We start from the raw sequence: 22,973 nt of genomic DNA on the forward strand, positions 1-22,973 counted from the left end.
CAGCCACGTTCCCGGGCTTGCAGGCGATCGCAGTCTGCCAGACGGGAAGCCGCGACACCAGCGAAAAACGGCTATGTTGCTGGTGTCCGAATGAGCCGGCCCCGATGGGACCGGTTGGTGCTGCTCCAGTGGTCCGTTTTGCGATCCGGCCCGGTCCGCACTCAGTAGTCTGGGCCGGACGTCGGTCACCGCCCCTCGACCGTTTCGCCCCCCTCGGCGTGATCGCTGGAACCGCGTGGAGGGCGGACCACATGAGCCTGGACGAGACGTACGAGCGCGGCCTGCGGGTCACGGAGCAACTGCTCGGTCAACGGCTGGACCTGCCGATGGGGCCCGGCGAGCCGGCGTCGGGGATCGATTTCCGCAAGCTCTCGGTGGCGCAGACGTTCGGCGAGTCGTGGACGAGAACGGCGCTCGACACCCGCGGCCGGAGCCTGGTGTCGGTCGCCATCGCGGCCACCCTCGGCGCTTCCGAACCGCTTCGGGGCCAGCTCCGAATCGCTCTGAACAGTGGCGTCACCAAGGACGAGATCGTCGATCTCTTCATCCACCTGCTGGCGTACGCCGGTGCGGCCCGGGCGTTCGAGGGCTACCAGATCGCGATGGCGGTCTTCGCCGAGCACCCGAACCAGGACTGACCACGGCACCTGGACCGGCGGCCCAAGACCTGGGCTGCGGTACCGAGCCACCGGCTCCAATCCATTCCGTCAGGGCGACCGGCCCGGGGGCGTGTCGCGACGATCGAGCTGGTCGACGAGGTCGCGGACGGCGGCGTGGAGGTCCTCGTCCGGAGTGAACCGGTGGCCTACTCGGCCCGCCAGCGGGCGGCGTGATCGACCCCGGGAAACAGCGAAGCCCAGCTTCGCGGTGCCGCCCGAGCCACAGATGGTGGCCTCGTTCGGCGTGCCGCTGACCTGGGCGCATGGGGGCTAGTAGCGGAAATCCTTCCGACATCCCTCAACGCTTCCCGATCCTGTGGGGACCTTTTGCGGACAGGATGCGGACCGCCTCTGCTAGGCGGACGGGGACGGGGCCTCCGGTGGGCGGCCGGCGGCGCGTCGGGCGTCCGCGACGGCGACCCCGAGCAGCACGACGACAGCGGCGAGGGCGGCGAGCAGCGGCGGGCCGAAGAACAACAGCGGCGCCAGCAGAACCAGAACGCCGATGCCGACGAGCCGGCGCACGGCGAGCCGGTTGAAGACGACCCGTTCCAGCCGACTGCGGCCGAACAGGAAGATCGCCGGCCCGCCGAGGATGACCGCGAGCCAGGCCGGCACGGAGGGCCCCTGGGGATTCGCCAACACGATTTCCGAGCCAGCCGCGGCGAAGGTGATGCCGAGCACCATGAGCAGATGGGCCACGCCGACGATCCCGCCGGCAGCTGCCCGATTCGACGCCATGTCGACGGCCTCGGCCAGCACTTGGCCCGCACGATAGAAGTAGATCCGCCACATCAGCACGGACGACAGGAACGTGACCACCAAGGCCGCCTTTGCGGCGAGCGTGGTGGGGTGGGTGGCGTAGGTGAGGCCGATGGACAGCACCGTCTCGCCGAGCGCGATCAGCAACAGTTGCTGGTAGCGCTCGGGGAGGTATCGGCTGCTGGACGTCGCCCACGCGCTGGTCGGTGGTCGGCCCATGCCGGGTACCGGCCATCTGGCCCGCGCCACGACCAGGTCCACGGTGATGGCGACCAACCACAGGGCCAGCCGGTAGTTTCCGTGCATCGCCGCCCCGGCGAGCCAGATGACGCCGGAGACGCCGGCCCAGATGGCCAGGCGGGTGTAGAGCGCCCGTACCTTCCCGTGCTCCCGCAACAGGGGCCGGAGCACCAAGGGGCGACCGACATGCAGCACCACGTACACAATGGCGAAGGTGGCGCCGCGTTGCTCGAACTCGTACAGGGACGTCGCCATGATCAGCAGGCCGAACGCGCTGACCAGGACCAGCAGCTGAATCCAGCGGTTGCGGTAGTCGAACCGGCTGGTGAGGTACGCGGTGGTGGTCCACAGCCACAGCAACGGCAGGGCAAGAACGACCGTGTACAGCAGCGACAGCCAGCGCACGCCCACGTTGTCGGAGAGAAGGTCCGGCCCCATCCGGCTGACGACCCCGACCAGGGCGAAGACCAACACCAGGTCGAAGAACAGCTCCAGGAAGCTGGCCTGCTGGGCGTCCTCCTCGCCGCGCATGATGCCCCCGGTATGCGCCGGCTCCGATGATCGCCCCATCCGCCCATGGTCGCGGCAGGATCGCCTTGCCCGCGCCGATTTCGCCCGTTTCATCGACCGGCGGTGACGGCAGTAAGGCTGACGCGAGCCAGGCACTCAACTCGCGCTGGTAAATCAATCGGCAAGCGGCACCGACACTCGTAGCGTCCCCAGGATGGGCAGCAACGACGGGCGTGATCTGGTCCGACGCGGGTACGACGCACTCTCCTACCACTACCGATCGGACGACGCTGACGACGGTCAGTACGCTCCCTGGCTCGCCGAACTACACGGGCGCCTGCCGGCCACGGCAGCGGTCCTCGATCTCGGATGCGGCTGTGGCGTGCCGGTCGCCCGCTTCCTCACCGACGCTGGGCACCACATCACCGGCGTCGACATCAGTGGCGTACAGATCGAGCGGGCACGGCGCCTGGTGCCCACCGGCACCTTCATCCGGGCCGACGCCACCCGACTCGACCTGCCACCAGCTTCGTTCGACGCCGTGGTCTGCCTCTACGCCCTCATCCACATGCCCCTGGCGGACCAACCGCGGCTCATCAAGAGACTCGCCACCTGGCTACGGCCCGGCGGCTGGCTGCTAACCACCGTCGGCAACAACGCCTGGACCGGCACTGAGGACAAGTGGCTCGGCGGCCCCGCCACCATGTGGTGGAGCCACGCCGACTCCCCCACGTACCGCTCATGGCTGCAACAGGCAGGGCTGACGATCACCGCCGAGGACTTCATCCCGGAAGGCACCAGCGGGCACGCCCTTTTCTGGGCACAGCGCCCACTACCCGGATGACCTGGAAGAGGACCAGGGCAATGATCAGCGGCCTTTGAGTGTCTCGCCGGTCGCGGCGTGGGAAGCGGACCATTTGCGGACCGGCACCGTCGGCAGCGGCGTGGTCGACCTCGGGAAACGGCGAAGCCCGGGCCGTTGACCTGGGCTTCTGCACCGAGCCGCCGGACGGAATCGAACCGTCGGCCTTCGCACTACGAGATCAAACTGTGCGCCTCGCCAACCTAGGCGCGGGTGCCTTGAGAACGACTGGCCAGCTAGCGCAGCGATCGGTACGTCGCGCGGATGTCTTCCGAGAGCAGCTGCGGCTGTTCCCAGGACGCGAAGTGCCCACCCCTGTCGTGCGTGTTGTAGTGGACGAGGTTGGGATACGCCCGCTCCGCCCAGCTGCGCGGAACCCGGTAGATCTCGTCGGGGAAGATGCTCACGCCGACCGGGATCGTCACACCCTTGGTAGAGAAGAAGGGAAGCTTGCTCTCCCAGTACAGCCGCGCCGAGGACACCCCGCTGTTGGTCAGCCAGAAGAGCGTGATGTTGTCCAGAATGTCGTCGCGCGTGAGGTCGCTCGGCCTCTGCAGACGTCCCTCGAGGACCTGCTGAACGATGCCGGGCTGACCGCTCCCGTCGCCGTGGTCGATCATGAACGCGGCGAGATCGATGGGTGAGTCCGCCAGGCCGTAGAGCGTCTGCGGGCGCGTCCCCATGATCAGCCCGTACGCCACGTGCGTCCCAAAGAACCCGAGCAGCTGCTCGTACGTGCCCCGCTCCTCGTCGGAGAGACCGTCCGGCGCCGGGCTGCCGGCAAAGGCCGCGAGGAAGAGGTCGGGCGGAACCGCGCCGGGCATGTTGGTGTGGATGCCGATCAGCTCCGGTGGCGCCGGCTCGGCGGCCGCCGGGTCGGCGCGACCGCCGGCCATCGCGTCGACGACGATCGCGCCCCAGTCACCGCCCTGCGCGACGAACCGGGTGTACCCGAGACGCTTCATCAGCTCGACGTAGGCCTTGCCGATGTGCACGGGATCCCAGCCGGTCGTGTTCGGCTGACCGGAGAACCCGTATCCGGGCATCGACGGGATCACGACGTGGAAGGCATCCGACGCGCTCCCGCCGTGCGCCGTCGGATCCGTGAGCGGGCCGATGATCTTCAGCTGCTCGATGATCGACCCGGGCCAGCCGTGGCAGACGACGATCGGGAGCGCGTCCTCATGCTTCGAGCGAACGTGGATGAAGTGGATTTCCAGACCGTCGATCTCAGTGACGAAGTTGGGGAGAGCCTTCAGCCGCGCCTCGATTTTGCGCCAGTCGTAGTCATTCGCCCAGTAGCGAGCGAGGTCCTGCATGAGCGCGAGCGGCACGCCCTGCGACTCATCCTGGACGGTCTCTTTGTTCGGCCAGCGCGTGGCCCTGATGCGCGCGCGCAGATCCTCCAGGTCCGCCTCGGGAACCTCGATCTCGAAGGGCCGCACTTCTGCGACGCCCATTCGCGCTTCCGTCTTGACGGCCACGCAGGCCTCCCTTCTGCTTAACGCCGTTGAGGTCGAGCGGGTGGTCTCCGCCCGGCTACCGCAGACAATTGGGCGTGCCCCGGCTCCTGCCTCCCGCGGGGCGTCTTCGATGAAGGCGCCGCCCGAACCTGTGCCAGGCCAGCAGGGGCACACGGCCCCATCTGCCCAGAGCGTAGGACGCGTTTCCCCGTGTCCGGAGCCATACGAACAATCCCGCATGGCCTTCCGGGACGGGCCGGGCGCCTGAGTCAGCTGTTGCGGCCGGATCTCCTCGTCGGGCAGTCAAAGCGCCCACTGCCTCGCCAGGTTTAGTGGACGGGCGCTTGGGCAAACGGCCTGGATCGCACCAGAGCTGAAGTGGGAAGAATCCGTCGGAGGCAGCGATGCGCCACTCACCACCCCGCCGCCGCGACAACCCCGCCGAGGCGAGAGTGACCATCGAGCGCCGGGTCGCGGACGTTTTCAACTTCTACCGCAACTTCCAGAACCTGCCCCGCTTCCTGGGCGACGTCATGGCCAATGAACAGATCGGGCCAGCAACGTTCCGATGGACAATTCGGGGACCACTCGGCGTCAGACTGAGCTCCACGGTACGGCTCACCGAGGAGCGCACAAACCAGTTGCTCCGGTACGAGACCACTGCCATGCCCGGGATGAGAACTCACTGGGCGGTACAGTTCACCCCTGGGTCTGACCCGGGCCGGACCGAGGTCCACGAGGTGCTCAAGACACCCTTCGGAAGGCTGGGCCGCATCGCGCTGACCCTGGCCGGGAAGCCGCCCGCCGCCGAGGTAGCGGCGAACCTGCGCAGGCTGAAGCAGCTCCTGGAGACAGGAGAAGTTACTGACACCGAGCACGCGGTCGCCGGCAAGTTTGGGCGGAGATCCGTCGGCGATCACCGCCACCCCGATTGAGCGAACGGCGGAGGGCCGGGAGTATCGACTCCCAGCCCTCCGCGCGTCTCAGGGTGCGTCGGCGCACCTACCGCCTCACGAGCCAGCCGGCGGGTTCACCACACTGACGGTCAGGACGTTGCCCGACTGCCCGGTGACCGTGGCCGTCACACCGTGACCGGCCACCTTGACACTGTTCTGAGGGTTCGCGGTGCTGTAGTACGCCGCCGGGTTGCTGTCGTTGAACATCGGGATGCCGGCGTTGGCCGGAGCGCACGCGGCCAGGGTCTGGACGGTCTGCGACTTGCCGCTGCCCGCCAGCACCTCCTTGTGCAGGCACATCTCCGGCACCGACTGGACTCCGAAGGTCGCGTCGAACGGCTGGCGACGGTTGCTCGGCGCGGTGCCGTCGGGGTAGGTGAACGGCGCGGGCCGCGCGTCCACCGGCAGCGAGAGGCCGGTTCCCGGGTGCTCCGAGGTGTTGTTGTCCTCGACCGTGTGGTCGACGAACCAGACCAGCAGGCCCGGCCGGAACGAGAAGAACTCGACCTTGTCCGGCGCGGTGTAGGCGTAGCTGAACTGGTAGGGGCCGGTGCGCAGGGTGTCGTCGTAGCCGACGTACTGCCGGCTCTCGAGCAGGTAGTACCGGTCGGCCGTGGTCGGCACCGTGCCGGTGGCGAGCTGCCACTGGCCCGTCGCCACCCATCCGCCGGACTGCTCGGCATCGTCGGTGAACAGCGTCGTCCCACCCGACTTGGCGACGATGTCGTCGAGGAACGCGCCGGCGAAGTGCACGCCGCCGTCCGTCTGGTACCGGAACCGGAACTGCGTCGCCGCGCCGTTGGCGTCGTACGAGAACTTCAGAGTCGTCCACTTGCCGCTGGACGACCCGGTGACCGGCTTGCCGGCGCGCAACCAGGTGACGCCGCCGTCGGTCGAGTACTCGCCGTACAGGAAGTCGTAGCCGGACTCGATGTCGTACCACGCCTTCGCCGTCACGGTGACCCGGGACGCGGCGGGTACGGCGCGAGAGAGTGACTCGTTCAGGTGGTCGGCGCTGCCGGTCCACCAGGCGTACTGGCCGGAAGTGGGCGTCGCGTACGTCTTCGACGTGGTCGCGGACGGCAGGTTGACCTTGATCGCCTGCGCGTTGGCGGCGTTGGCGTCCTGGGCCGGATCCAGCAGGACCGTGCCGCTCTGGCCGAGGTTGACGTCGCGGTAGTCGAGCCAACCGAGGAACAGCTTCTCCTCGGGGCCCATCAGGCCGGGCGTCGTGCCGATACCCTCGTTCGCCTCGACGCCGTGACCCAGCCACGAGCCCGAGCTCATCAGCGTCCAGAAGGCGGTGCCGTTCTCGCCGCCGGCCGTGTCGTAGTAGTCCGGCAGCCCGAGGTCGTGGCCGAACTCGTGAGCGAAGACGCCGAGCCCGCCGTTCTCCGGCTCAGTGGTGTAGTCGCCGAGCCAGTAGTTCGAGTTGCCGATCCGGGCGCCGCCGGACAGGTTCGCCTGGCCGCCGATGCTGGGGCCGGTCAGGCCGTAGTCGGTCTGGTTGACATACCAGCGGTGCGACCAGATGGCGTCGGCGCCCTGCGCGCCGCCGCCGGCGTCCTCGCCCTGACCGGCGTGGACCGCCTGGAAGTGGTCGATGTACCCGTCCGGCTCGTTGTAGTTGCCGTCGTTGTCGAAGTCGTAACGGTCCCAGACATCGAACTGCGCCAGGTACGAGTTGATCTGGTCTGCGGTCATGGTCTTGAGCGCATTCTGGTACCAGGCGTTGCCGGTGTCCGTGATGAACGCCCACGAGCCGCCGAAGTCCTCGATGGCGTTGTCGCCGTAGTAGGACTCGTTGTAGGGGACCTGCACCCAGTCGCTGACCGTGTTGGTCACCGAGTACTTGCCGGAGGAGAGGTGCTCGTAGAAGCTCTTCATCGACTCGCCGGAGCCGTTGAAGAGTTCCTCGTAGTGGGCGGTGTTGAAGTCCGGAGCCCAGGTGGTGGAGTTGTCCACCGACCGGTCGGGCTCGGAGATCTGGTTGTGCAGGGGACCGGGCGCGGTGCCGTAGCGGCCCACGCTCTGCGTCCCGAACTCGGAGAGAATGGTGAAGATCTTGTCGGTCTTCTCGAACGCGACCTCAACGACGTTGTTCGTCTCGGCGTCGACCGTGACGTTGCCGTTGGCGTCGATTCGCGCCTCGCCGCGGGCGACCTTCGCGAGCGCGGCCTTGCGCTTCTCGATCCACTGCTTGGTGCGTGGGCCGGGACGGTTGTCCGGCCGATGGGCCGCGGCGCTCGCCGAGGCCTGAGTCGAACCGTCGTTCGCGACACGTGCCGCGCTGGCAGGCTGCTGGAGGACCGCGGCTGCCAACGCCACACCGGCCACCCCGACGACAGTGGAGCGGCTGAGCTTCCTCATCGTGGGTTTCCTCCCCCGAGGTGGATGAATGGATACGTCTCACTCCATGGGTGCGGCGAGTCTTGCACAATCTCGCAGCATTCGGTCAGAGTAGATATAGAGCGGTCCGGATGGACGATCGTCCGCAATGCTTCTCCGATCGTCCCGCCCGGGCCGTCGAAAGGTACGACCCGCGTTCTCGCTGCTCACAGCGCTCCTACCGGCTGCGAATGACGGCCGGTGTCGACCTCCGGAAGCGGCAGGGCGGCGACGCCTGGGAGGGGACGCTACGTTGACGGCCGTGTCGAGCGCTGTCGAACCATGGCGGGGCCCGGTGTGGCCGTGGCGCGAGTGACGATCACGGGGCGTGGCGATTCTTCAACCTCCACTAGGGTCACGGCGAACAGGTTCCGCAGACCACCGTCACATCCCTGCACGAAGCCGCCACGACGCTACACCGCGAGGCGCACACCCTCCTGCAACTGATCAGCGACGATGACTGCGCCGCCGGCCTCGCCCGACTTCGGCCGGAGGCGAGGACCGGTACCGGGCCGGTCATCGACGCCCTGGACGTGCTCGTGCTCCGCTGATCGCCCCGACGTCACTGGGGCTCTTAGCCGTTCGTCTCTTCTCGGACGGGGACGATGTGCCGGCGGCGGCGTCGGCTGGTCTGGCGAGGCTGACTCCACGCGACCTGCGCCACACGCCTGCGAGTCTGGCCGTGCGGCGGCCGCGGCGCGGGATGCGGACCAGGTGCGGATCGGCACAGCCGGCGGCAGTGTTGTCGATCATGAGAACGGCGAAGCCCAGGCCGATGACCTGGGCTTCTGTACCGAGCCGCCTGACGGAATCGAACCGTCGACCTAGGCATTACGAGATCAATTTGCCTACCTCGATCTACCTGCCCGAACCCCACTTGGAATGCGGAAACCGCTCTCGGCATCTCTCAGCGTCAGCGGTCAAAGGTCGACGTCATGAGGACCGAATGAGGACTGAGATTCCCCAGCGTTCGGTCACCAGGTCACGCCACCCATGAGTGGCGGCAGTGCCGTACCGTGGTGGCCCTTGCCGGAGCAATTACTAACCCTATTCACCGGACGCCCGAGCATGAAAGTGAAGGCCGTCGATGCACATCGCAGGCTGCCTGCCCTGTGGAAGTCTCGGCGGTACCTCGTCGTGATCCGGACAATGTTTGGCTCCGACCTCATGGGCCCTGACATTTATGGCCGCGAGATGCGACTCTGGCAGTCGCTGGGGCCGGCCAAGTATCGCCTGCGATCCGCCTGTCTCGCCGTCCTGCTGGCCCTGGCCGGAGTCGCGGTCTTCCTGGGGTCCATGACCCTCGCCACCCTCTTTGCGGGTGTCGAGTACGGGCACCAGGCGCGGGTAGTTGTGCACGACTGCCAGCAGGTTGGCCCGATAGGCCGGCACGGCTTCGGTTACTGGTGGGAATGCGATGCGGTCGTGACCACGCCCGACGGCACTGTCCGGAAGGCCCGAATAGACCCGCCGGACGTCGCACCGGATGATCGGGGTCGGTCGATCGAACTGCGCGAGGCTTGCCGTAGCAAGGAAGGCTCCACCAAATGCTCGTACGGTAGGCCAACCAGCCGCCTGCTCAACTTCGGCTTACTGATCATCGTCAAGCTGGGCTGGCTGGCGTTGGTCTTCAGCGGCTTCGGGGTCCTGATGTTCCTGACCCGGGCGCTCCTCGGCGCGCCCCTGTACCTGCGCTTCCGCGGTCGCCGACCTCCGACCGCAGATTTATGAGATCAAACTGCCCGTCCCGCCGGCCTGCGCACATGGCGCTCCGGCAGCAGAAACACCCCTCGACATGTCACAGCACTCCCCCGCGGTCCGCCAGCTTTTTGCGGACTAGATGCGGACCGCTCGCCTGGCAGGTCCGGACTCCCGCCGCTTCCTCACCGGCTCGACGGCATCGGCTCGCCGGACAGAATGCCGTAGACGAGATCGATCAAGAACATGACGCCGGCCGCAGCGAAGATCACGCCAATCATCCGTTCCAGCAGAACGAAACGCGCCAGACGCTCGTCGTACTGGGCATCCGGTAGCCAGCGCCACGGCGGTACTCGCCGCAGCACACTCGCGGTGGCCATCGACCGTCGCACGTGCCACTCCGTCACGCCTCGGAAGTTGGTGGCCAGGGCGACACCGATGAGGCCGATGGTCAGACTCATCATTACAGCGGCCACAAAGCGCCATGTCTCCATCTGACCTCCTTGGCGTGGGTCACCGATCATATGCGGCCGTGCCTTGCGAAGATCAAGACTCTTGTCGGCCAGTGTCGGACAAGGGCTGCTGACCTGCTCGACCTTGTCGCCTGCCGTTGCTGGCCGCCCGTGCCCGTCGTCCGGTTTGGCTGTATGAATGGCTGTACGAGACAAGTCATGATCTGTGCATGCCTTTTGCAGGGAGCGAGTACGCGCAGCCGTTCGACCTGGCGCTCTTCGCGCTGGCGTTCATCGTCCTTGGCCTCGTCACCATCGGCCAAGGCCGGATATACCGGTGGCGTCGCACCCGAGGCAAGGAACCTCTCCTACCTGCCTGGGTTCCGGGCGGCTGGTGGCCTCGCCATCCAATGGCAACTCTCCGCGCCGGCTGGGCAACGACGGGGGCCGGTGTAGCCCTGCTCTTCTTCGCGGTCTACCGGCAACTATCGGCGTAGCAGGTACTCGAACCCACGGCTGGCCCGTCGCAGCCCTCGGATCAACCGTTCCAACCATGCATGGCTCGCCAGGGCACGCGGCTGGCTGACTGGCAGCACTATGGTGGCTCCGTGGTGAAGCTGGGGCATGGAACCTTGATGTTCGTGCGGGACCGGTGGCTCTGGACGGCGTTGGGATCGGGCGTGGTTGGCGTGGCAGCTGTCACCGTCGCCTGGGAGGTCATGCCCCCAATTTCCGAGTGCCTGAACTCAGGCGTCGATGGCGTGGCGTGCGGGGCGGCGCAGGGCATGGCTGGCCTGTTCTTCGCGTTTCCCGCAGCACTCCTGGTGGCGCTACTTGGCGCAAAGCTTCTCCGTGTTCGCCAATGGTGGCAGGTAGGCGCATCGGCAACGTTCCTGACGGCTGTCCTCACCACGGTCACCCACATCGACACCTGGCGCGCTCTAGCCGCGCTCGGCGCTGGGGTCTTCTTCCTTGCCGCTGTCGCGTTCGATCGCGTTCGCGCGTGAGTTGCTGGTTCCTGTCTAGGTGGAGCGGATCTCCTCGTCGGGCAGTCTCCGACCGTCCAGCTTCCCCGGACGGGGACCAGGTGGAGCGCCCTACCGGACGAACGACCTGGTCCCCGTCCGGGGAAGCTGGTAGCCCTTGTGGTGCCCGGCGAGGTGAGCCGCGGCGGCATCTCTGAGGAGGGCCGGGGTTCGGGGCAGAGCCCCGAGGTCTTCGTGGACTGGTAGTCCCGACGCATGGCCGGCCAGCCCGGCCGATGCCGGCCGGAGGTCGCCAGCAGGCCGGGGCCGGCGCGGCCCGCTTGCGGGCCGCCTTGATCTGATAGGGGCCAATTCGGCAAGTTAGGCTTGCCGCCCGCATGTCCCGTCACGGGAGATGCTTGACACGGCGTCCCACCTGATGTTTGACATGATCCTCAAGCAGCGCCGCGGAGGCCCTCACGGTCTGCGACAGGAGCGCGCGTCGCGGCATGAGCCGACGGGTCGGGTCATCCACTAGGGTCCGGGTCGTGGCAGCCGAAGCAGCCGGAGCGTTTCGTCGGACGGCGATCGAACGATCAGACCAGCGCGTCGCATGGGAACGAACGGACCATGCCTTCTTCGCTTCCGGAGCGTGTCACATCCTGGCCTGGGTGTGTCGGGATTCCTACCCGGATCGGCCGATTGAGATCGCAGGGGTGCGCGTGGCGGGCGGCTGGCAGGTCTTCCACGCCTACGCGGTCTGGGATGGCTGGGCGTTCGACCACTCGGGCTGGAATCCCGAGCCGGAATTGCTGGCGGCTAACACAGCCTTCGAAGGCCGCCCGCTGGAGCCCGTCAAGATCGTGGATACTCTCGCCGAGTTCTGCGAGACGCACCACTCCCGCATGCCGAACCAGTACTGGCAGGATCCGCTCCCCCGCGCTCGCGACTACGTGAGCCGATACACCCCACCTTGGGCGTAGCGCCTCCGGCCTGGCAGCGGTGGCCCTTACAGGTGATGCACTCTGCACGGCCGTTAGGGTCGCGAGATGGGTCACGGCGGCGAAGATGACGTGGAGCGCCCCTTGGCCGGGGTCGTTTGACGGCGGGTGTGGTGCGGGTTGGAGACACGGTGCGTCGCCCGGCCTCGCCCCGGCGACGGTCCGGTACGCGCACCGGGTGCTGTCGCTGGCCCTGGCGCACGCCGTTCGGGACGGCCGCATGCCCCGGAATCCGGCAGAGGGTGTGCGCCTGCCTCGGGTGGTGCGGGAGGAACCGGTGTTCCTCGATCACGACCAGGTGGCGAGGCTCGCGGAGGCGTGCGGGCGGTACGGGCTGCTGGTGCAGTTCCTGGCCTACACGGGTCTGCGGTGGGGTGAGGTGTCGGCGTTACGGGTGTCGCGGCTGGGTCTGCTGCGGCGTCGGGTGACCGTGGCGGTCGCCTTTGCGGGGGTCGGCGGTGCAGCGGATGCTCGGGCACGCCTCGGCGTCGATGACCCTGGATATGTACGCGGGCCTGTTCGGTGACGACCTGGACGCGGTTGCCAACCGGCTGGACGAGGCAGTCGCGGCACGGGACGCGGACTATTTGCGGACTGGCACGGCCGGCGGCGAGGTTGTCGACCTCGGGAAACGGCGAAGCCCAGGTCGCTGACCTGGGCTTCTGTACCGAGCCGCCTGACGGAATCGAACCGTCGACCTACGCATTACGAGTGCGTCGCTCTAGCCGACTGAGCTAAGGCGGCAACGATCGTCAAGTGTACGGCACACCGCGGCCGACGCCGAACCGGATCCCCCGCAGCCGGATCCGGACGCGGGGGCGGTTTCGGTACGTTCGCGGGAGAGCATTCGCGACCGGGCACGACTACCCTGCGGCGGGTGAGCGACGATCAGGTTCCGCCGCAGCCGTCGATCCCCGAGGCGCACCCCGGCGAGCGGGCCAGCCGCCGGCCGCGCAGCCTCGACCCGTTGGAGCTGGGGTTCACCCCGCGCAAGCCGGTCCCCTGGCTGGCGCCACTGCTCTTGATCAGCACGGGCCTGCGCACGTTGCTGGCGCTCCTGTTCGGGGCGTACCTGGACAAGCGGGAGCTGCAGAACGCCTTCGGCGACGACACGTTCCGGCAGGTCGGGCCGGACGGCGGGCTGTGGCTGGACTACGTGGCCGACCTGGGCGACGGCTTCGACGCCACGTACTCGGTGGCGTACCTGCTCGCGCAGCCGGAGCTGGAGGTCGACGGGCACCGGCTGCCCCGGGCGCAGACCCTGGTGATGGGGGGCGACCAGGTCTACCCGTCGGCGGCCTACGCGGCGTACGAGGACCGGTGCAAGGGGCCGTACCAGGCCGCGCTGCCGGTGTCGCCGCCGGAACGTCCGACGCTCTTCGCCGTCCCCGGCAACCACGACTGGTACGACGGCCTGACGGCGTTCCTTCGGCTCTTCGTCCGCTCCCGGGACCGGCACTTCGCCGGCTGGGGCACCGGGCAGTCCCGGTCGTACTTCGCGGTGGAACTGCCCGCCGACTGGTGGCTGCTGGGCCTCGACGACCAGTCCGGGTCGTACCTGGACGACCCGCAGCTCACCTACTTCGACGAGGTCGCCCGGAAGCTCACCGCGCGGTCGAAGGTGATCCTGGCGGTGCCCGCGCCGACCTGGGTCAAGGCCGCGGACCACCCCACGGCGTACGACTCGATCGACTACTTCATCCGTACGATCATCGCCCCCACCGGGGCGCAGGTGCGGCTGCTGATCTCCGGCGACCTGCACCACTACGCCCGCTACACCGGCCCGGAGCGGCAGCTCATCACCTGCGGGGGCGGCGGCGCCTACCTCTACCCGACACACGAGCTGCCGGAGAAGCTGGAGGTGCCGCCGCGCGACACGCTGTCCCGCCGGGCCAGCCGCACCCGGGAGTACGAGCTGGCCGCCCGCTACCCGGACAAGGCGCGCTCGCGCCGCTACGGCTGGGGCATCTTCGCCCGGCTGCCGTTCCGCAACCCGGGCTTCACCACCCTGCTGGGCACCCTGCACACGCTGTTGATGCTGGCCATGGCCGGGGTGACGGCGAACCAGGTGGGCACCACCGAGCAGCGGCTGCTCAGCGTCCCGCTGGTGATCATGGTGGTGGTGACCATGCTGAGCGCGGCGCTCTTCGCCAAGCCGCCCAGCGCCGGCGGGAAGCGGCACGCCCGGCACTGGATCCTCGGCGTCACCCACGGGCTCGCCCACGTGGCGCTGGCCGCCGCCGGCACCTGGCTCTGGCTGAAGCTGCCCTTCTACGACTGGCCCTGGCCGCTGCCGGCTGCCGCCGCGGCGGTGCTGTACGGACCGGTGATCGGCCTGGTCGCCAGCCAGCTGGTGGCGCTCTACCTGCTGGTGGCGGGATCGTTCGGGGTGAACGTCAACGAGCTCTTCGCCGGCCAGGGCATCGAGGACTCCAAGGCGTTCCTGCGCTTCCGCATCGACCCCGACGGCACGGTGACGATCTACCCGATCGCCGTGGACAAGGTCTCCCACGCCTGGCAGCTCAACCCCGACCAGTCCCCCACCGCCTCCTGGCTCCTGCCCAAGGATCCCCTGGCCCCCCGCCTGGCCGAGCCCCCCATCGTCCTCCGCTGACCGCCCAGCGGGGTCAGGGGGTGTAGTGCTGGTCGTGGGCCTGGCGGGGGGCGCAGACGGCGGCGCGGCTGCAGGAGCAGCGGGAGCCGTCCGCGTCGAGGCGCACGGTGACCGAGTCCCTCGGGACGCTGTGGCCGACGACCCTGCCCTCGCCCTCTGAGGTGGAGACCCGGCTGCCGATCGCCGGGGCCGACTCCTGGAACCGCTGGTAGAGCGGATGCTCGTACTTCAGGCAGCACATCAGCCGGCCGCACGCCCCGGAGATGCGCAGCGGGTTCAGCGGCAGGTCCTGATCCTTCGCCATCCGGATGGTCACCGGCTCGAAGTCGTTGAGGAAGGTGGCGCAGCACAGGTCCCGACCGCAGGAGCCGATCCCGCCCTGCACCCGCGCCGAGTCGCGGGCCGACAACTGCCGCAGCTCCACCCGGCAGTGCAGCGTCGCCCCGAGGTCGCGGACCAGGGAACGGAAGTCCACCCGGTGCGGCGCGGTGAAGTAGATGGTGGTCCGCTCGCTGCCGGCCTCCGGCCCGCCGAGGACGTGGTCGACGGCCACCACCTTCATCGGCAGCCCGTGCTCACGGATCAGCCGCTTGGCGGCGACCTTCGCGTCCGCCTTGCGCCGGCGCAACAGCTCGTCGCGGCGCAGGTCCTCCTCCTCGGCCAGCCCGGCCAGCTTCGGGAAGGCGGCGGTCTCCTCGGTGACCCACTGCGCGGCCCAGACGCACTCGGCCACCTCCGGCCCCTCGTCGGTGGGCACCAGCACCTTGTCGCCCACCTGCGGGCGCAGCTCGCCCGGATCGAGGTAGTAGAGGCGCCCATACCGGTTGAAACTGACCGCGCAGAGCATGCCCATGCCCACCACCCTACGACCTTCGCCCGGTTCCGGCCGGGCCGGCGGTCGCCGTCCGGTCACCCCGAGCAGCGATCCACGATCGTCGACTCGACCGGATTTCCCCACCCATCGTGCCGTTGATCCTCGCCCGGACGGCTGAAACATGAACCAGCCGGAGGACAAGCGGCGGCCGACCGCGTTGAGTGACAGACAGACCTGCGGGGGGTGCAGGGAAGGCCACGGCGTCGCCGCCGGAGCCCCGGCCACGGCCGGCCGGCACCGGCGCGCGACGCCGTGGACTCGTGCGGGAACCGGCTCAGTGATCGATCCGGGTGGTGCCCCCGTGCTGCAGCACTCCGGCCACCCGGTCCCGCCAGGTCGTCTCCGCCAGGCTCGGCGCCCACTCGCGCAGCAGCGTCTCCGCCCCGTCGTACGCCACACCGAGCACGCCCAGCACCCGGGTCGCGATCTCGGCGGCGGCGAGCGCCCCGGACCGGTCGCCCTCGGCGCCCGTGGGGCCGGCGGAGTGCACCATGACCGCCTCGGCCGAGCGCAGCACCTCGGCCAACGCCCGGGCCAGGGCCAGCCGGCTGCCCTCCACCCAGTCGGCCAGCGCGTCGGCGTAGCCGGCGGTCGACTCCAGCCGCCCGACCAGGCTCTCCGGCCCCTCGTCCAGATGCCGGAGCAGCGCCGCGCGGGCGTCCTCGTAGGCGGCCGCCGCCGGCCCCGACCAGGCGACCGGGTCGGCGAGCATCGCGCAGGTGTCGTCGTACCCCCGGACGAGCTGGCGCACGGCGTGGCCGGCGCCGGCCAGCGGCGCCGGATGCAGATCGAGGAACTCGCGCACGGCCTCGCCGGGGAGCACCTGCATGCGGCGCAGCAGCGGCCACAGCGGGTGCCCCTCGGGCGCACCGGCGGCGAGCAGCGTGTCGACCCGGGCGAGCAGGTCGAGACCCGGCTCGGCGAGGCGGTCCAGGGCGTCCATCACGCCTCCCGGAGCAGGCGGCGCCGGGCGGACTCGTCGGTCGCCGCATAGCGGTCGGCGGCGCTGCGCAGGGCGGCCGCGGCGGCGGAGAGCCGGGCCGCGGCGGCGTCCGCCTCGCGGGCCCGGTCCCCGGTGGCGGTGGTCCACTGCCGGTGCAGCGCCCGGCCGACCTCGCCGGGCCGCCCGGCGGCGTGGGTGCCGAAGGCGGGGTGGGCCGGGTCGGTGGCGGTCACCGTGCGGGACAGGGTGGCGAGGGTGGCGCTCGCCTCGTCCAAGCGGGCGGCCAGGGCGCGCAGGCTCTCCATGTCAGGCTCCCGCCAGCGGCCGGTAGGCCGCGAAGGTCTCGTTGTGCAGCTTTTCCCGGGCCCACTGCGCGGCGTCGGCGGCGGCGGTGACCGCGGCCCGCACCGAGCCGGCGACGTCCCGGGGGTTGCGCTGGTGCAGCGAGCCGAGGAAGCGGACGTCGGTGATCCGCCCGTCGGCCGTCACCACGACCTCCACCAGGCCGTCCGGCGAGCGGATGGTGACCTCGACCGTCGCCACCGCCTGGTCGAACTCGGCCTGCAGGGTCTCGATGCGCCGGTAGCGCCGCACCGCCTCCTCGATCCAGGCCTCGTCGATCTCCCCGCGCGGCATCGGCGGCTCCTCCCGGCTGACCCGTCACTGAGCGTGCCGCCACCGTCACCACGGCACACCGGACCGTACCGCACGCCAATCGCGCGTGTCGATGCCCTGTGGACAACGCCGAAAGCGGGGTCCTAGCCCTTCCAGAGGGCGAGCATCATCGCCTCCACCGCGATCCGGGGCTTGACGTTCGCCTCGATCGCCACGCGGCACTCCAGCACGGCCTCCAGCCGGCGCAGCGCCCCCTCGGCGTCCCACTTCTGCGCGCCGGCCTCGGCCACCGCCGCGGTGTCGGTGTGCACCGGGGCGACCGGCGCCCGCAGCGCCATGGTCAGCGCGTCCCGGTAGAAGCCGGCGAGGTCGACCAGCGCCCGGTCGAGCGCGTCCCGCAGTGCCCGGGTCGCCCGCGACTTCTGTTGCTTCTCCAACTCCTTGAGCTGGCCCGCGGCCCCGCGCATGACTCCCGCCGCGCCCCGGCCGGTGCCGCCCGCGCCGAGCGCGGTCTGCAGAGCGCTCCGCTCCGCCTCGTCGATCTCGGCGACGGACGCGGCGGCCTCGGCCTCGGCCGCCTCGATCAGCGCGGACGCGGCGTCGAACGCGGCACCCACCCCGGTCAACCGGCGTGGCACGGCCAGCACCGCGTCCCGGCGCTGCCGGGCCTCCGGGTCGAGGGCCAGCCGCCGGGCCCGGCCCACGTGCCCCTGCGCGGCCGCCGCGGCCCAGCCGGCCACGTCGGGCGCGATGCCGTCCCGGCGGGCCAGCACCTCGGCCACCGCGGCGGCCGGCGGCTGCCGCAGCGGTACGAGCCGGCAGCGCGACCGGATGGTCACCGAGATGTCGTCCGGGTGGATGGAGGGGACGCAGAGCAGGAAGACGGTACGCGGCGAGGGCTCCTCGATCGCCTTGAGCAGCGCGTTGCTCGCCCTCTCGCCGAGCCGGTCGGCGTCCTCGATGATGACGATCTGCCAGCGCCCGCCGGAGGGCGTGCTGGCCGCCCGAAGCACCAGGGCGCGCGTCTCCTTGACGCTGATGGAGAGCCCCTCGGGTACCACCAGCCGGACGTCCGCGTGGGTGCCGGCCAGGACGGTGTGGCAGCTGGGGCACTGGCCGCAGCCGGTGCCGTGCACGCACTGCAACGCGGCGGCGAAGGCCCGCGCGGCGACCGAGCGGCCGGAGCCGGGCGGCCCGGTGAAGATCCAGGCGTGGGTCATCCCGGCACCGGGTTCGCCGGCGGTCGCGGCTTCCGCCGGGCCGGTGCCGCCGGCCGCCGGGTTGCCCGGGCCGGTGTTCGTCGGCTCGCCGTCGAACTGGTCGGCGAGCGCGTCCAGCTCGTCGTAGGCGTCGTCCTCGTCGTCGGTGCCCGCCGGCGGGGCGGCGGCCGCCGGGCGAGCCGCCGGCGCGGCGGAAGCGCGCAGCAGGGCGGCGGCCGAGGCGGCGGCGCGACGCAGGGTCGTCACCGCCTCGTCCTGCCCGACCAGGTCGGCGAAGACGTCCGCCATCAGGTGGGGCGCTCCATGGTCACCAGCTCCGCGTCGGATAACTCCGGCTGGACGGTGGTGTCCGGGCCCTGGGCCGGCCGGGGGTGCACGATGCCGGCCGGGTCGACCAGGAACTCGTCCACCCGGCGGGCCACCGCCGCGGTGATCTCCTCGACCGGGCGGGAGGCGTCGAGCACCAGGTAGCGCTTGGGGTCGGCGGCGGCGAGGTCGAGGAAGGCGTACCGGACCCGCTCGTGGAACGCGACCGACTCGGCCTCCAGCCGGTCGGCGCCCTCGCTGCGCGACTCCACCCGGGACAGCCCGGTGTGCGGGTCGACGTCGAGGAGCACCACCAGGTCCGGCTTGAGCCCGCCGGTGGCCCAGGAGGAGAGCCAGGAGACCTCCTGCGCCGGCAGCGTCCGGCCGGCTCCCTGGTAGGCCAGGGACGAGTCGACGTACCGGTCGCTGATCACCACCGCGCCGCGGACCAGCGCCGGCCGGACCACCGTGGCGACGTGGTGGGCCCGGTCGGCCGCGTAGAGCAGCGCCTCGGCACGCGGGGACGGGGCCCCGTCGCCGGCGTTCTCCAGCACCAGCGAGCGGATCCGCTCGCCGACCGGGGTGGCGCCCGGCTCACGGGTGACCACCACGTCCCGGCCCTGCTCCCGCAGCCGCTCGGCGAGCGCGGCGAGCTGGGTGGACTTGCCGGCGCCCTCGCCGCCCTCGAAGACCACGAAGAGGCCGGTGGAGACGAAGTGCTCGGCCGGCATCAGCGGGCGGCCCCGGATCGAGCCCCAGAGGTCGGCGAGGACCGGTACGCCCTTCTTGTCGTCCATCTGGCCGAAGGCGCTGATCCCGGCGAAGATGCCGGCCGCGCCCGCGACGAGCAGCAGCAGCCGGGTCGAGGAGACCGAGATGCCGAGGTCCGCGATGGTGAGCTTGCGCGAGCCGCCGACGCCGACCAGGAGGCTGCTCAGCGCGATGGCCAGGATCAGCACCAGCCGGGTGCCGATCTGCACCACCGCGAAGACCCGGCCGCGTACCTCGTCGGCGACCTCGCCGCCGAGCAGCGTGGTGCCGGCCAGGAAGGCCATGCCGGCGCCCGCGCCGACCAGGATCGCGCCGACGATCGCCATGGAGAGGTGGATGGCGAAGGCGAGCACCAGCACCGAGGCGCTGGCCAGGACGATACTCATGCCGAACCAGCGGCGCCGGGACATGTCCCGGACGATCAGCGGACCGGCTCCGATGCCGATCGCCAGGCCGATGAAGATGGCACCGAAGAGCAGGAAGAACGCGGCGTCCCCGGCGCCGAGCGAGGCGGCGAAGAACTTGGCCGTGCCGACCACGATGCCGCCGCCGGCGAACGCGCCGAAGATGCCCAGCACCAGCCCGCGGACCAGCGGAGTCTGGCCGATGTACTTCCAGCCCTCGGTGAACTGGCGCATCATGCTCTGCTCGGCGCGCTCCCGCTCGTCGGCCTGCGCGTGGCTGATCTCCTTGATCCCGACCGCCACCACGATCGCGGTGGCCAGCCGGGAGAACGCGTTGAACCAGAGCGCGAGCTGTGCCGGCTCCGCCCAGGACGGCATCTCGCCGCCGGTGATGCCGCGGATGCTCCGGTCGAGCACGGCCAGGCCGATGGCGGCGGCGATCGGGGTGAGGCCGTACGTGGTGATGAGGGTGAGCTGGTTGGCGGTCTCCAGCCGGGCCCGCGGGATCAGGTTGGGGACCGCGGCCTCCTTGGCCGGGATCCACATCAGGGTGATCGTCTCGATCAGGAAGGTCGCGATCGCCGCCCAGGTGACCACCAGGCCACCGCTGGTCCCGGTGAGCGCGACCAGCGGGATGGAGGCGAAGAGCACGAAGCGCAGGACGTCGCAGATCACCATCGTCCAGCGCCGGTCGAACCGGTCGGCGAAGACGCCGGCCACCGGGCCGAGCAGCAGCGCCGGGAGCAGCCGGATCGCGATCAGCGTGCCGAAGGCGGCACCCTTGGCGGTGTCGCCGGAGACCTGGGCGGCGGCGAAGACGGAGGTGGCGAGCAGGCCGAGCCAGTCGCCGAAGGAGGCGGCGCCGAGCACGATCCAGAGCCGGCGGAACGGCCGGATGCGCAGCACCGAGCGGATGGCGGCGGCTCCGGACCGGTCGGCCTGCGCCGCAGGCGCCGACACGCCGGACGACTCGCCGTTCTTCTGGCTTTCGATGGCCGTACCTCCACGTGCCGGCCCAGAGTTGGGCAGTCCCGGTGGAACACTCTAGTCCCGGCGAGAAGCGTCCCCCTTCGCGACATTCGCCTGCTTGCCGAGCCTAGGCCGCCAGCACCACCGCCCGCAGCCCGGACAGACGCGAGGGTATTTCGCATTGACGCCCAGACAGTTAGCGTGCAGACGTGGCCACCGACAGTGACAAACTTCGCGATCGCCTCGAACGGGCGACCGCGCACCTCGACCCGCCGTACGCCGTGGTCGACCTCGCTGCCCTCGACGCCAACGCGGACGCGCTGGTCGACCGCGCCGCCGGCAAGCCGCTCCGGGTCGCCAGCAAATCGGTGCGGGTACGCGAGCTGCTGACCCGGGTGCTGAAGCGGCCCGGATGGCGGGGCGTGCTGGCCTTCACCCTCCCCGAGGCGATCTGGCTGGCCCGCACCGGCGTCAGCGACGACGTGCTGGTCGCGTACCCGACGGCCGACCGGGGCGCGCTCGCCGAGCTGGCCGCCGACCCGGCGATCGCCGAGGCGGTGACCCTGATGGTCGACGACACCGCCCAGCTCGACCTGGTCGACGAGGTGTGCCCGCCGACGCGCCGGCCGGCGCTGCGACTCTGCCTGGACCTGGACGCGTCCTGGCGACCGCTGCGGGGCCGGGTGCACGTGGGCGTGCGCCGCTCCCCGGTGCACAGCGCCCGGGCGGCCGGCGCGTTCGCCGCCGCCGTCGCCGGCCGGCCGGGCTTCCGGCTGGTCGGGCTGATGTCGTACGAGGCGCAGATCGCCGGCCTCGGCGACGCCCCACCCGGGCAGGCGCTGCTCGGCGCGGCGATCCGGGTCGCACAGCGCGGGTCGTACCGGGAACTGCTGGCCCGGCGCGCGGCGGCGGTCGCCGCGGTACGCGAGCACGCCGACCTGGAGTTGGTCAACGGCGGTGGCACCGGCAGCGTGGCCGCGACCAGCGCCGATCCCGCGGTCACCGAGGTCACCGCCGGATCCGGCCTGTACGGGCCGACGCTCTTCGACGCGTACCGTGCCTGGCGCCCGACCCCGGCGGCGTTCTTCGCCTGCGCGGTGGTCCGCCGCCCGGCGCCGGGGCTGGCCACCGTGCTCGGTGGCGGCTGGATCGCCTCGGGGCCGGCCGCCGACAGCCGGCTTCCCCGGCCATGGCTGCCGGCGGGCCTGAAGCTGCTCGGGGCCGAGGGCGCGGGCGAGGTGCAGACTCCGCTCGCGGGCCCGGTCGCGGACACCCTGCGGGTCGGCGACCGGGTCTGGTTCCGCCACGCCAAGGCCGGGGAGCTGTGCGAACACGTCAACGAGGTGCACCTGGTCGACGGCGACGTGGTGGTCGCCACCCGGCCCACCTACCGGGGTGAGGGCCACGCGTTCCTCTAGGAAGCGGAAACGGTGACGGCGGGCCCCCGGCGCACCTCGGGAACCCGCCGCTCGCGTCCGGCCCGGTCGCACCCGGGCGTCGCACCTTTCCGCCGCCGGCGCCGGCCGGCGCCGCCCTGCTCAGCTCGGCTGGGCGACCTCGGTCCGGGCGTCGACCTGCCGGTGCAGGTACTCCCGGATCAGCGCCTTCGACTCGACCAGCACCTGATCGTCGCCCTCGGGCTTGCGGCGGAACGCCAGCTTGATCAGCGCGTCGGACGCCTCCACCGCGATTTCCAGGTGGAACCGGAGGTCCGGCACGCCGGCCAGACCGAAACGCTCGGTGAGCAGACGGGCCAACTGGTCGGCGATCACGCCATTGTTGTCCCGCTGCTCGTCGAGCAGGTGCAGGTCGACCACGTCGCCGAAGTGCAGGGTACGGAACCCGGGGACGGTGCGGTGCATCGTGATGTACTCGTCGATCGCCGCGTCGACGCCGTCCCACCAGTGGGTCAGGTCGTCGGAGGCGAACCGCTCGTCGAGCCGCTGGAGGTAGGACTCCATCGTGCGCAGGGTCAGCGCCTGCACGATCGCCCGCTTGTCCGGAAAGAACTGGTAGACCGACCCGATCGCCACCTCGGCACGCTCGGCGAGCAGGGTCGTGGTCAAACCCTCGTACCCCACCTCGTCGACGAGCTCGGCGCAGGCGTCCAGCATCCGCTGGACCCGCGCGACACTTCGACCCTGCACCGGTACGCGGCGCAGCGGCCCGGTCGTGGCGGCTGGTGTGGACACTCGGCGCCACCCCCCTTCGACGGATGAACATATCTGCAAGTCACCAGGCGGTGACTACCGATACAACGAGCGTGCCCCGTTTGCGGTATTTACCGGGAACCAGGTTCCT

20 protein-coding genes, 1 tRNA gene and 1 pseudogene are annotated in these 22,973 nt (G+C 70.4%); 10 read left to right on the forward strand and 12 right to left on the reverse strand.

The window, feature by feature from the left end; all coding sequences use genetic code 11:
• Window positions 1-251: 251 nt before the first annotated feature.
• A complete protein-coding gene (locus Q2K19_RS09035; RefSeq protein ID WP_302769414.1) occupies window positions 252-638 on the forward strand; it encodes a carboxymuconolactone decarboxylase family protein in 387 nt (128 codons plus the stop codon).
• A 375-nt stretch (window positions 639-1,013) separates the two neighbouring features.
• Here Q2K19_RS09035 and Q2K19_RS09040 read toward each other — a convergent pair whose 3' ends face one another.
• Window positions 1,014-2,192 (reverse strand): low temperature requirement protein A, encoded by a 1,179-nt coding sequence (locus Q2K19_RS09040; RefSeq protein WP_302769415.1) that lies wholly within the window; start codon window positions 2,190-2,192, stop codon window positions 1,014-1,016.
• 193 nt (window positions 2,193-2,385) lie between these two features.
• Here Q2K19_RS09040 and Q2K19_RS09045 point away from each other — a divergent pair, with 193 nt between their 5' ends.
• The gene (locus Q2K19_RS09045) at window positions 2,386-3,015 is read left to right on the forward strand and encodes a class I SAM-dependent methyltransferase (protein WP_302769417.1); all 630 of its coding nucleotides are present in this window, start codon (window positions 2,386-2,388) and stop codon (window positions 3,013-3,015) included.
• A gap of 254 nt (window positions 3,016-3,269) precedes the next feature.
• Here the strand turns inward: Q2K19_RS09045 and Q2K19_RS09050 are convergent, their stop codons facing one another.
• Entirely contained in the window at window positions 3,270-4,517 is a 1,248-nt protein-coding gene (locus Q2K19_RS09050; RefSeq protein ID WP_302769419.1) for an epoxide hydrolase family protein, read from the reverse strand.
• A gap of 431 nt (window positions 4,518-4,948) precedes the next feature.
• Between Q2K19_RS09050 and Q2K19_RS09055 the strand changes: the two genes are divergently transcribed.
• Window positions 4,949-5,431, forward strand: coding sequence for an SRPBCC family protein (locus Q2K19_RS09055; RefSeq protein WP_302769421.1), 483 nt, complete (start codon window positions 4,949-4,951; stop codon window positions 5,429-5,431).
• Between the two features lie 75 nt (window positions 5,432-5,506).
• Here the strand turns inward: Q2K19_RS09055 and Q2K19_RS09060 are convergent, their stop codons facing one another.
• Window positions 5,507-7,822 carry an immune inhibitor A domain-containing protein gene (locus tag Q2K19_RS09060; protein WP_302769422.1) on the reverse strand — a complete coding sequence of 772 codons (2,316 nt, stop codon included), beginning with the start codon at window positions 7,820-7,822 and terminating at the stop codon, window positions 5,507-5,509.
• A gap of 380 nt (window positions 7,823-8,202) precedes the next feature.
• Between Q2K19_RS09060 and Q2K19_RS09065 the strand changes: the two are divergent.
• Window positions 8,203-8,391: pseudogene (locus Q2K19_RS09065) on the forward strand (SAM-dependent methyltransferase); the annotation flags it as partial.
• Between the two features lie 517 nt (window positions 8,392-8,908).
• The gene (locus tag Q2K19_RS09070) at window positions 8,909-9,571 is read left to right on the forward strand and encodes a DUF6346 domain-containing protein (RefSeq protein WP_302769423.1); all 663 of its coding nucleotides are present in this window, start codon (window positions 8,909-8,911) and stop codon (window positions 9,569-9,571) included.
• 152 nt (window positions 9,572-9,723) lie between these two features.
• Here Q2K19_RS09070 and Q2K19_RS09075 read toward each other — a convergent pair whose 3' ends face one another.
• Window positions 9,724-10,032 carry a hypothetical protein gene (locus Q2K19_RS09075; RefSeq protein WP_302769424.1) on the reverse strand — a complete coding sequence of 103 codons (309 nt, stop codon included), beginning with the start codon at window positions 10,030-10,032 and terminating at the stop codon, window positions 9,724-9,726.
• Between the two features lie 566 nt (window positions 10,033-10,598).
• On the opposite strand from Q2K19_RS09075, the gene Q2K19_RS09080 reads away from it, so the two are divergent.
• The 3 genes from Q2K19_RS09080 (at window position 10,599) to Q2K19_RS09090 (ending at window position 12,482) form a co-directional block, all read left to right on the forward strand.
• Window positions 10,599-10,997: a hypothetical protein gene (locus tag Q2K19_RS09080; protein ID WP_302769426.1), complete on the forward strand. Its 399-nt coding sequence runs from the start codon at window positions 10,599-10,601 to the stop codon at window positions 10,995-10,997.
• Between the two features lie 506 nt (window positions 10,998-11,503).
• Window positions 11,504-11,938 carry a hypothetical protein gene (locus Q2K19_RS09085; protein ID WP_302769429.1) on the forward strand — a complete coding sequence of 145 codons (435 nt, stop codon included), beginning with the start codon at window positions 11,504-11,506 and terminating at the stop codon, window positions 11,936-11,938.
• 196 nt (window positions 11,939-12,134) lie between these two features.
• Window positions 12,135-12,482, forward strand: a complete 348-nt coding sequence (locus Q2K19_RS09090; RefSeq protein WP_302769431.1) for a site-specific integrase — start codon at window positions 12,135-12,137, stop codon at window positions 12,480-12,482.
• 144 nt (window positions 12,483-12,626) lie between these two features.
• On the opposite strand, the gene Q2K19_RS09095 is transcribed toward Q2K19_RS09090, so the two are convergent.
• Window positions 12,627-12,700: transfer RNA gene (locus tag Q2K19_RS09095), tRNA-Thr, on the reverse strand.
• Between the two features lie 124 nt (window positions 12,701-12,824).
• Here Q2K19_RS09095 and Q2K19_RS09100 point away from each other — a divergent pair.
• Window positions 12,825-14,570, forward strand: coding sequence for a metallophosphoesterase family protein (locus Q2K19_RS09100; protein WP_446839758.1), 1,746 nt, complete (start codon window positions 12,825-12,827; stop codon window positions 14,568-14,570).
• A gap of 13 nt (window positions 14,571-14,583) precedes the next feature.
• Here the strand turns inward: Q2K19_RS09100 and Q2K19_RS09105 are convergent, their stop codons facing one another.
• The 6 genes from Q2K19_RS09105 to tmk all read right to left on the reverse strand — a co-directional run bounded on the left by Q2K19_RS09105 (window position 14,584) and on the right by tmk (window position 20,573).
• Window positions 14,584-15,423: a PSP1 domain-containing protein gene (locus tag Q2K19_RS09105; protein ID WP_302769433.1), complete on the reverse strand. Its 840-nt coding sequence runs from the start codon at window positions 15,421-15,423 to the stop codon at window positions 14,584-14,586.
• Between the two features lie 295 nt (window positions 15,424-15,718).
• Complete coding sequence (locus Q2K19_RS09110) at window positions 15,719-16,387, reverse strand: hypothetical protein (protein WP_302769437.1); 669 nt, start codon at window positions 16,385-16,387, stop codon at window positions 15,719-15,721.
• Complete coding sequence (locus tag Q2K19_RS09115; RefSeq protein WP_302769439.1) at window positions 16,387-16,692, reverse strand: hypothetical protein; 306 nt, start codon at window positions 16,690-16,692, stop codon at window positions 16,387-16,389. The genes Q2K19_RS09110 and Q2K19_RS09115 overlap by 1 nt, the downstream gene beginning before the upstream one ends.
• 1 nt (window position 16,693) lies before the next feature.
• Window positions 16,694-17,023, reverse strand: coding sequence for a YbaB/EbfC family nucleoid-associated protein (locus Q2K19_RS09120; RefSeq protein WP_302769441.1), 330 nt, complete (start codon window positions 17,021-17,023; stop codon window positions 16,694-16,696).
• A 122-nt stretch (window positions 17,024-17,145) separates the two neighbouring features.
• Window positions 17,146-18,510 (reverse strand): DNA polymerase III subunit delta', encoded by a 1,365-nt coding sequence (locus Q2K19_RS09125; RefSeq protein ID WP_302769444.1) that lies wholly within the window; start codon window positions 18,508-18,510, stop codon window positions 17,146-17,148.
• Entirely contained in the window at window positions 18,510-20,573 is a 2,064-nt protein-coding gene (gene tmk, locus Q2K19_RS09130) for a dTMP kinase (RefSeq protein WP_302772360.1), read from the reverse strand. Before tmk ends, Q2K19_RS09125 begins: the two co-directional genes overlap by 1 nt.
• Window positions 20,574-20,881: 308 nt before the next feature.
• Here tmk and Q2K19_RS09135 point away from each other — a divergent pair, with 308 nt between their 5' ends.
• Complete coding sequence (locus Q2K19_RS09135; RefSeq protein ID WP_302769447.1) at window positions 20,882-22,090, forward strand: amino acid deaminase/aldolase; 1,209 nt, start codon at window positions 20,882-20,884, stop codon at window positions 22,088-22,090.
• Window positions 22,091-22,210: 120 nt separating this feature from the next.
• Here the strand turns inward: Q2K19_RS09135 and Q2K19_RS09140 are convergent, their stop codons facing one another.
• Window positions 22,211-22,786: a TetR family transcriptional regulator gene (locus Q2K19_RS09140; RefSeq protein WP_302772363.1), complete on the reverse strand. Its 576-nt coding sequence runs from the start codon at window positions 22,784-22,786 to the stop codon at window positions 22,211-22,213.
• Between the last annotated feature and the right edge of the window lie 187 nt (window positions 22,787-22,973).

This window comes from Micromonospora sp. NBRC 110009 (genome assembly GCF_030518795.1).
Lineage (GTDB): Bacteria > Actinomycetota > Actinomycetes > Mycobacteriales > Micromonosporaceae > Micromonospora.

Bases quoted from the DNA above. Each gene is read 5' to 3' on its own strand.
- Q2K19_RS09060 (WP_302769422.1), bottom strand. From the start codon at position 7,822: ATGAGGAAGCTCAGCCGCTCCACTGTCGTCGGGGTGGCCGGTGTGGCG.
- Q2K19_RS09075 (WP_302769424.1), bottom strand. From the start codon at position 10,032: ATGGAGACATGGCGCTTTGTGGCCGCTGTAATGATGAGTCTGACCATC.
- Q2K19_RS09115 (WP_302769439.1), bottom strand. From the start codon at position 16,692: ATGGAGAGCCTGCGCGCCCTGGCCGCCCGCTTGGACGAGGCGAGCGCC.
- Q2K19_RS09110 (WP_302769437.1), bottom strand. From the start codon at position 16,387: ATGGACGCCCTGGACCGCCTCGCCGAGCCGGGTCTCGACCTGCTCGCC.
- Q2K19_RS09045 (WP_302769417.1), top strand. From the start codon at position 2,386: ATGGGCAGCAACGACGGGCGTGATCTGGTCCGACGCGGGTACGACGCA.
- Q2K19_RS09035 (WP_302769414.1), top strand. From the start codon at position 252: ATGAGCCTGGACGAGACGTACGAGCGCGGCCTGCGGGTCACGGAGCAA.
- Q2K19_RS09070 (WP_302769423.1), top strand. From the start codon at position 8,909: ATGAAAGTGAAGGCCGTCGATGCACATCGCAGGCTGCCTGCCCTGTGG.
- Q2K19_RS09105 (WP_302769433.1), bottom strand. From the start codon at position 15,423: ATGGGCATGCTCTGCGCGGTCAGTTTCAACCGGTATGGGCGCCTCTAC.
- Q2K19_RS09040 (WP_302769415.1), bottom strand. From the start codon at position 2,192: ATGCGCGGCGAGGAGGACGCCCAGCAGGCCAGCTTCCTGGAGCTGTTC.
- Q2K19_RS09120 (WP_302769441.1), bottom strand. From the start codon at position 17,023: ATGCCGCGCGGGGAGATCGACGAGGCCTGGATCGAGGAGGCGGTGCGG.
- Q2K19_RS09140 (WP_302772363.1), bottom strand. From the start codon at position 22,786: ATGCTGGACGCCTGCGCCGAGCTCGTCGACGAGGTGGGGTACGAGGGT.
- Q2K19_RS09125 (WP_302769444.1), bottom strand. From the start codon at position 18,510: ATGGCGGACGTCTTCGCCGACCTGGTCGGGCAGGACGAGGCGGTGACG.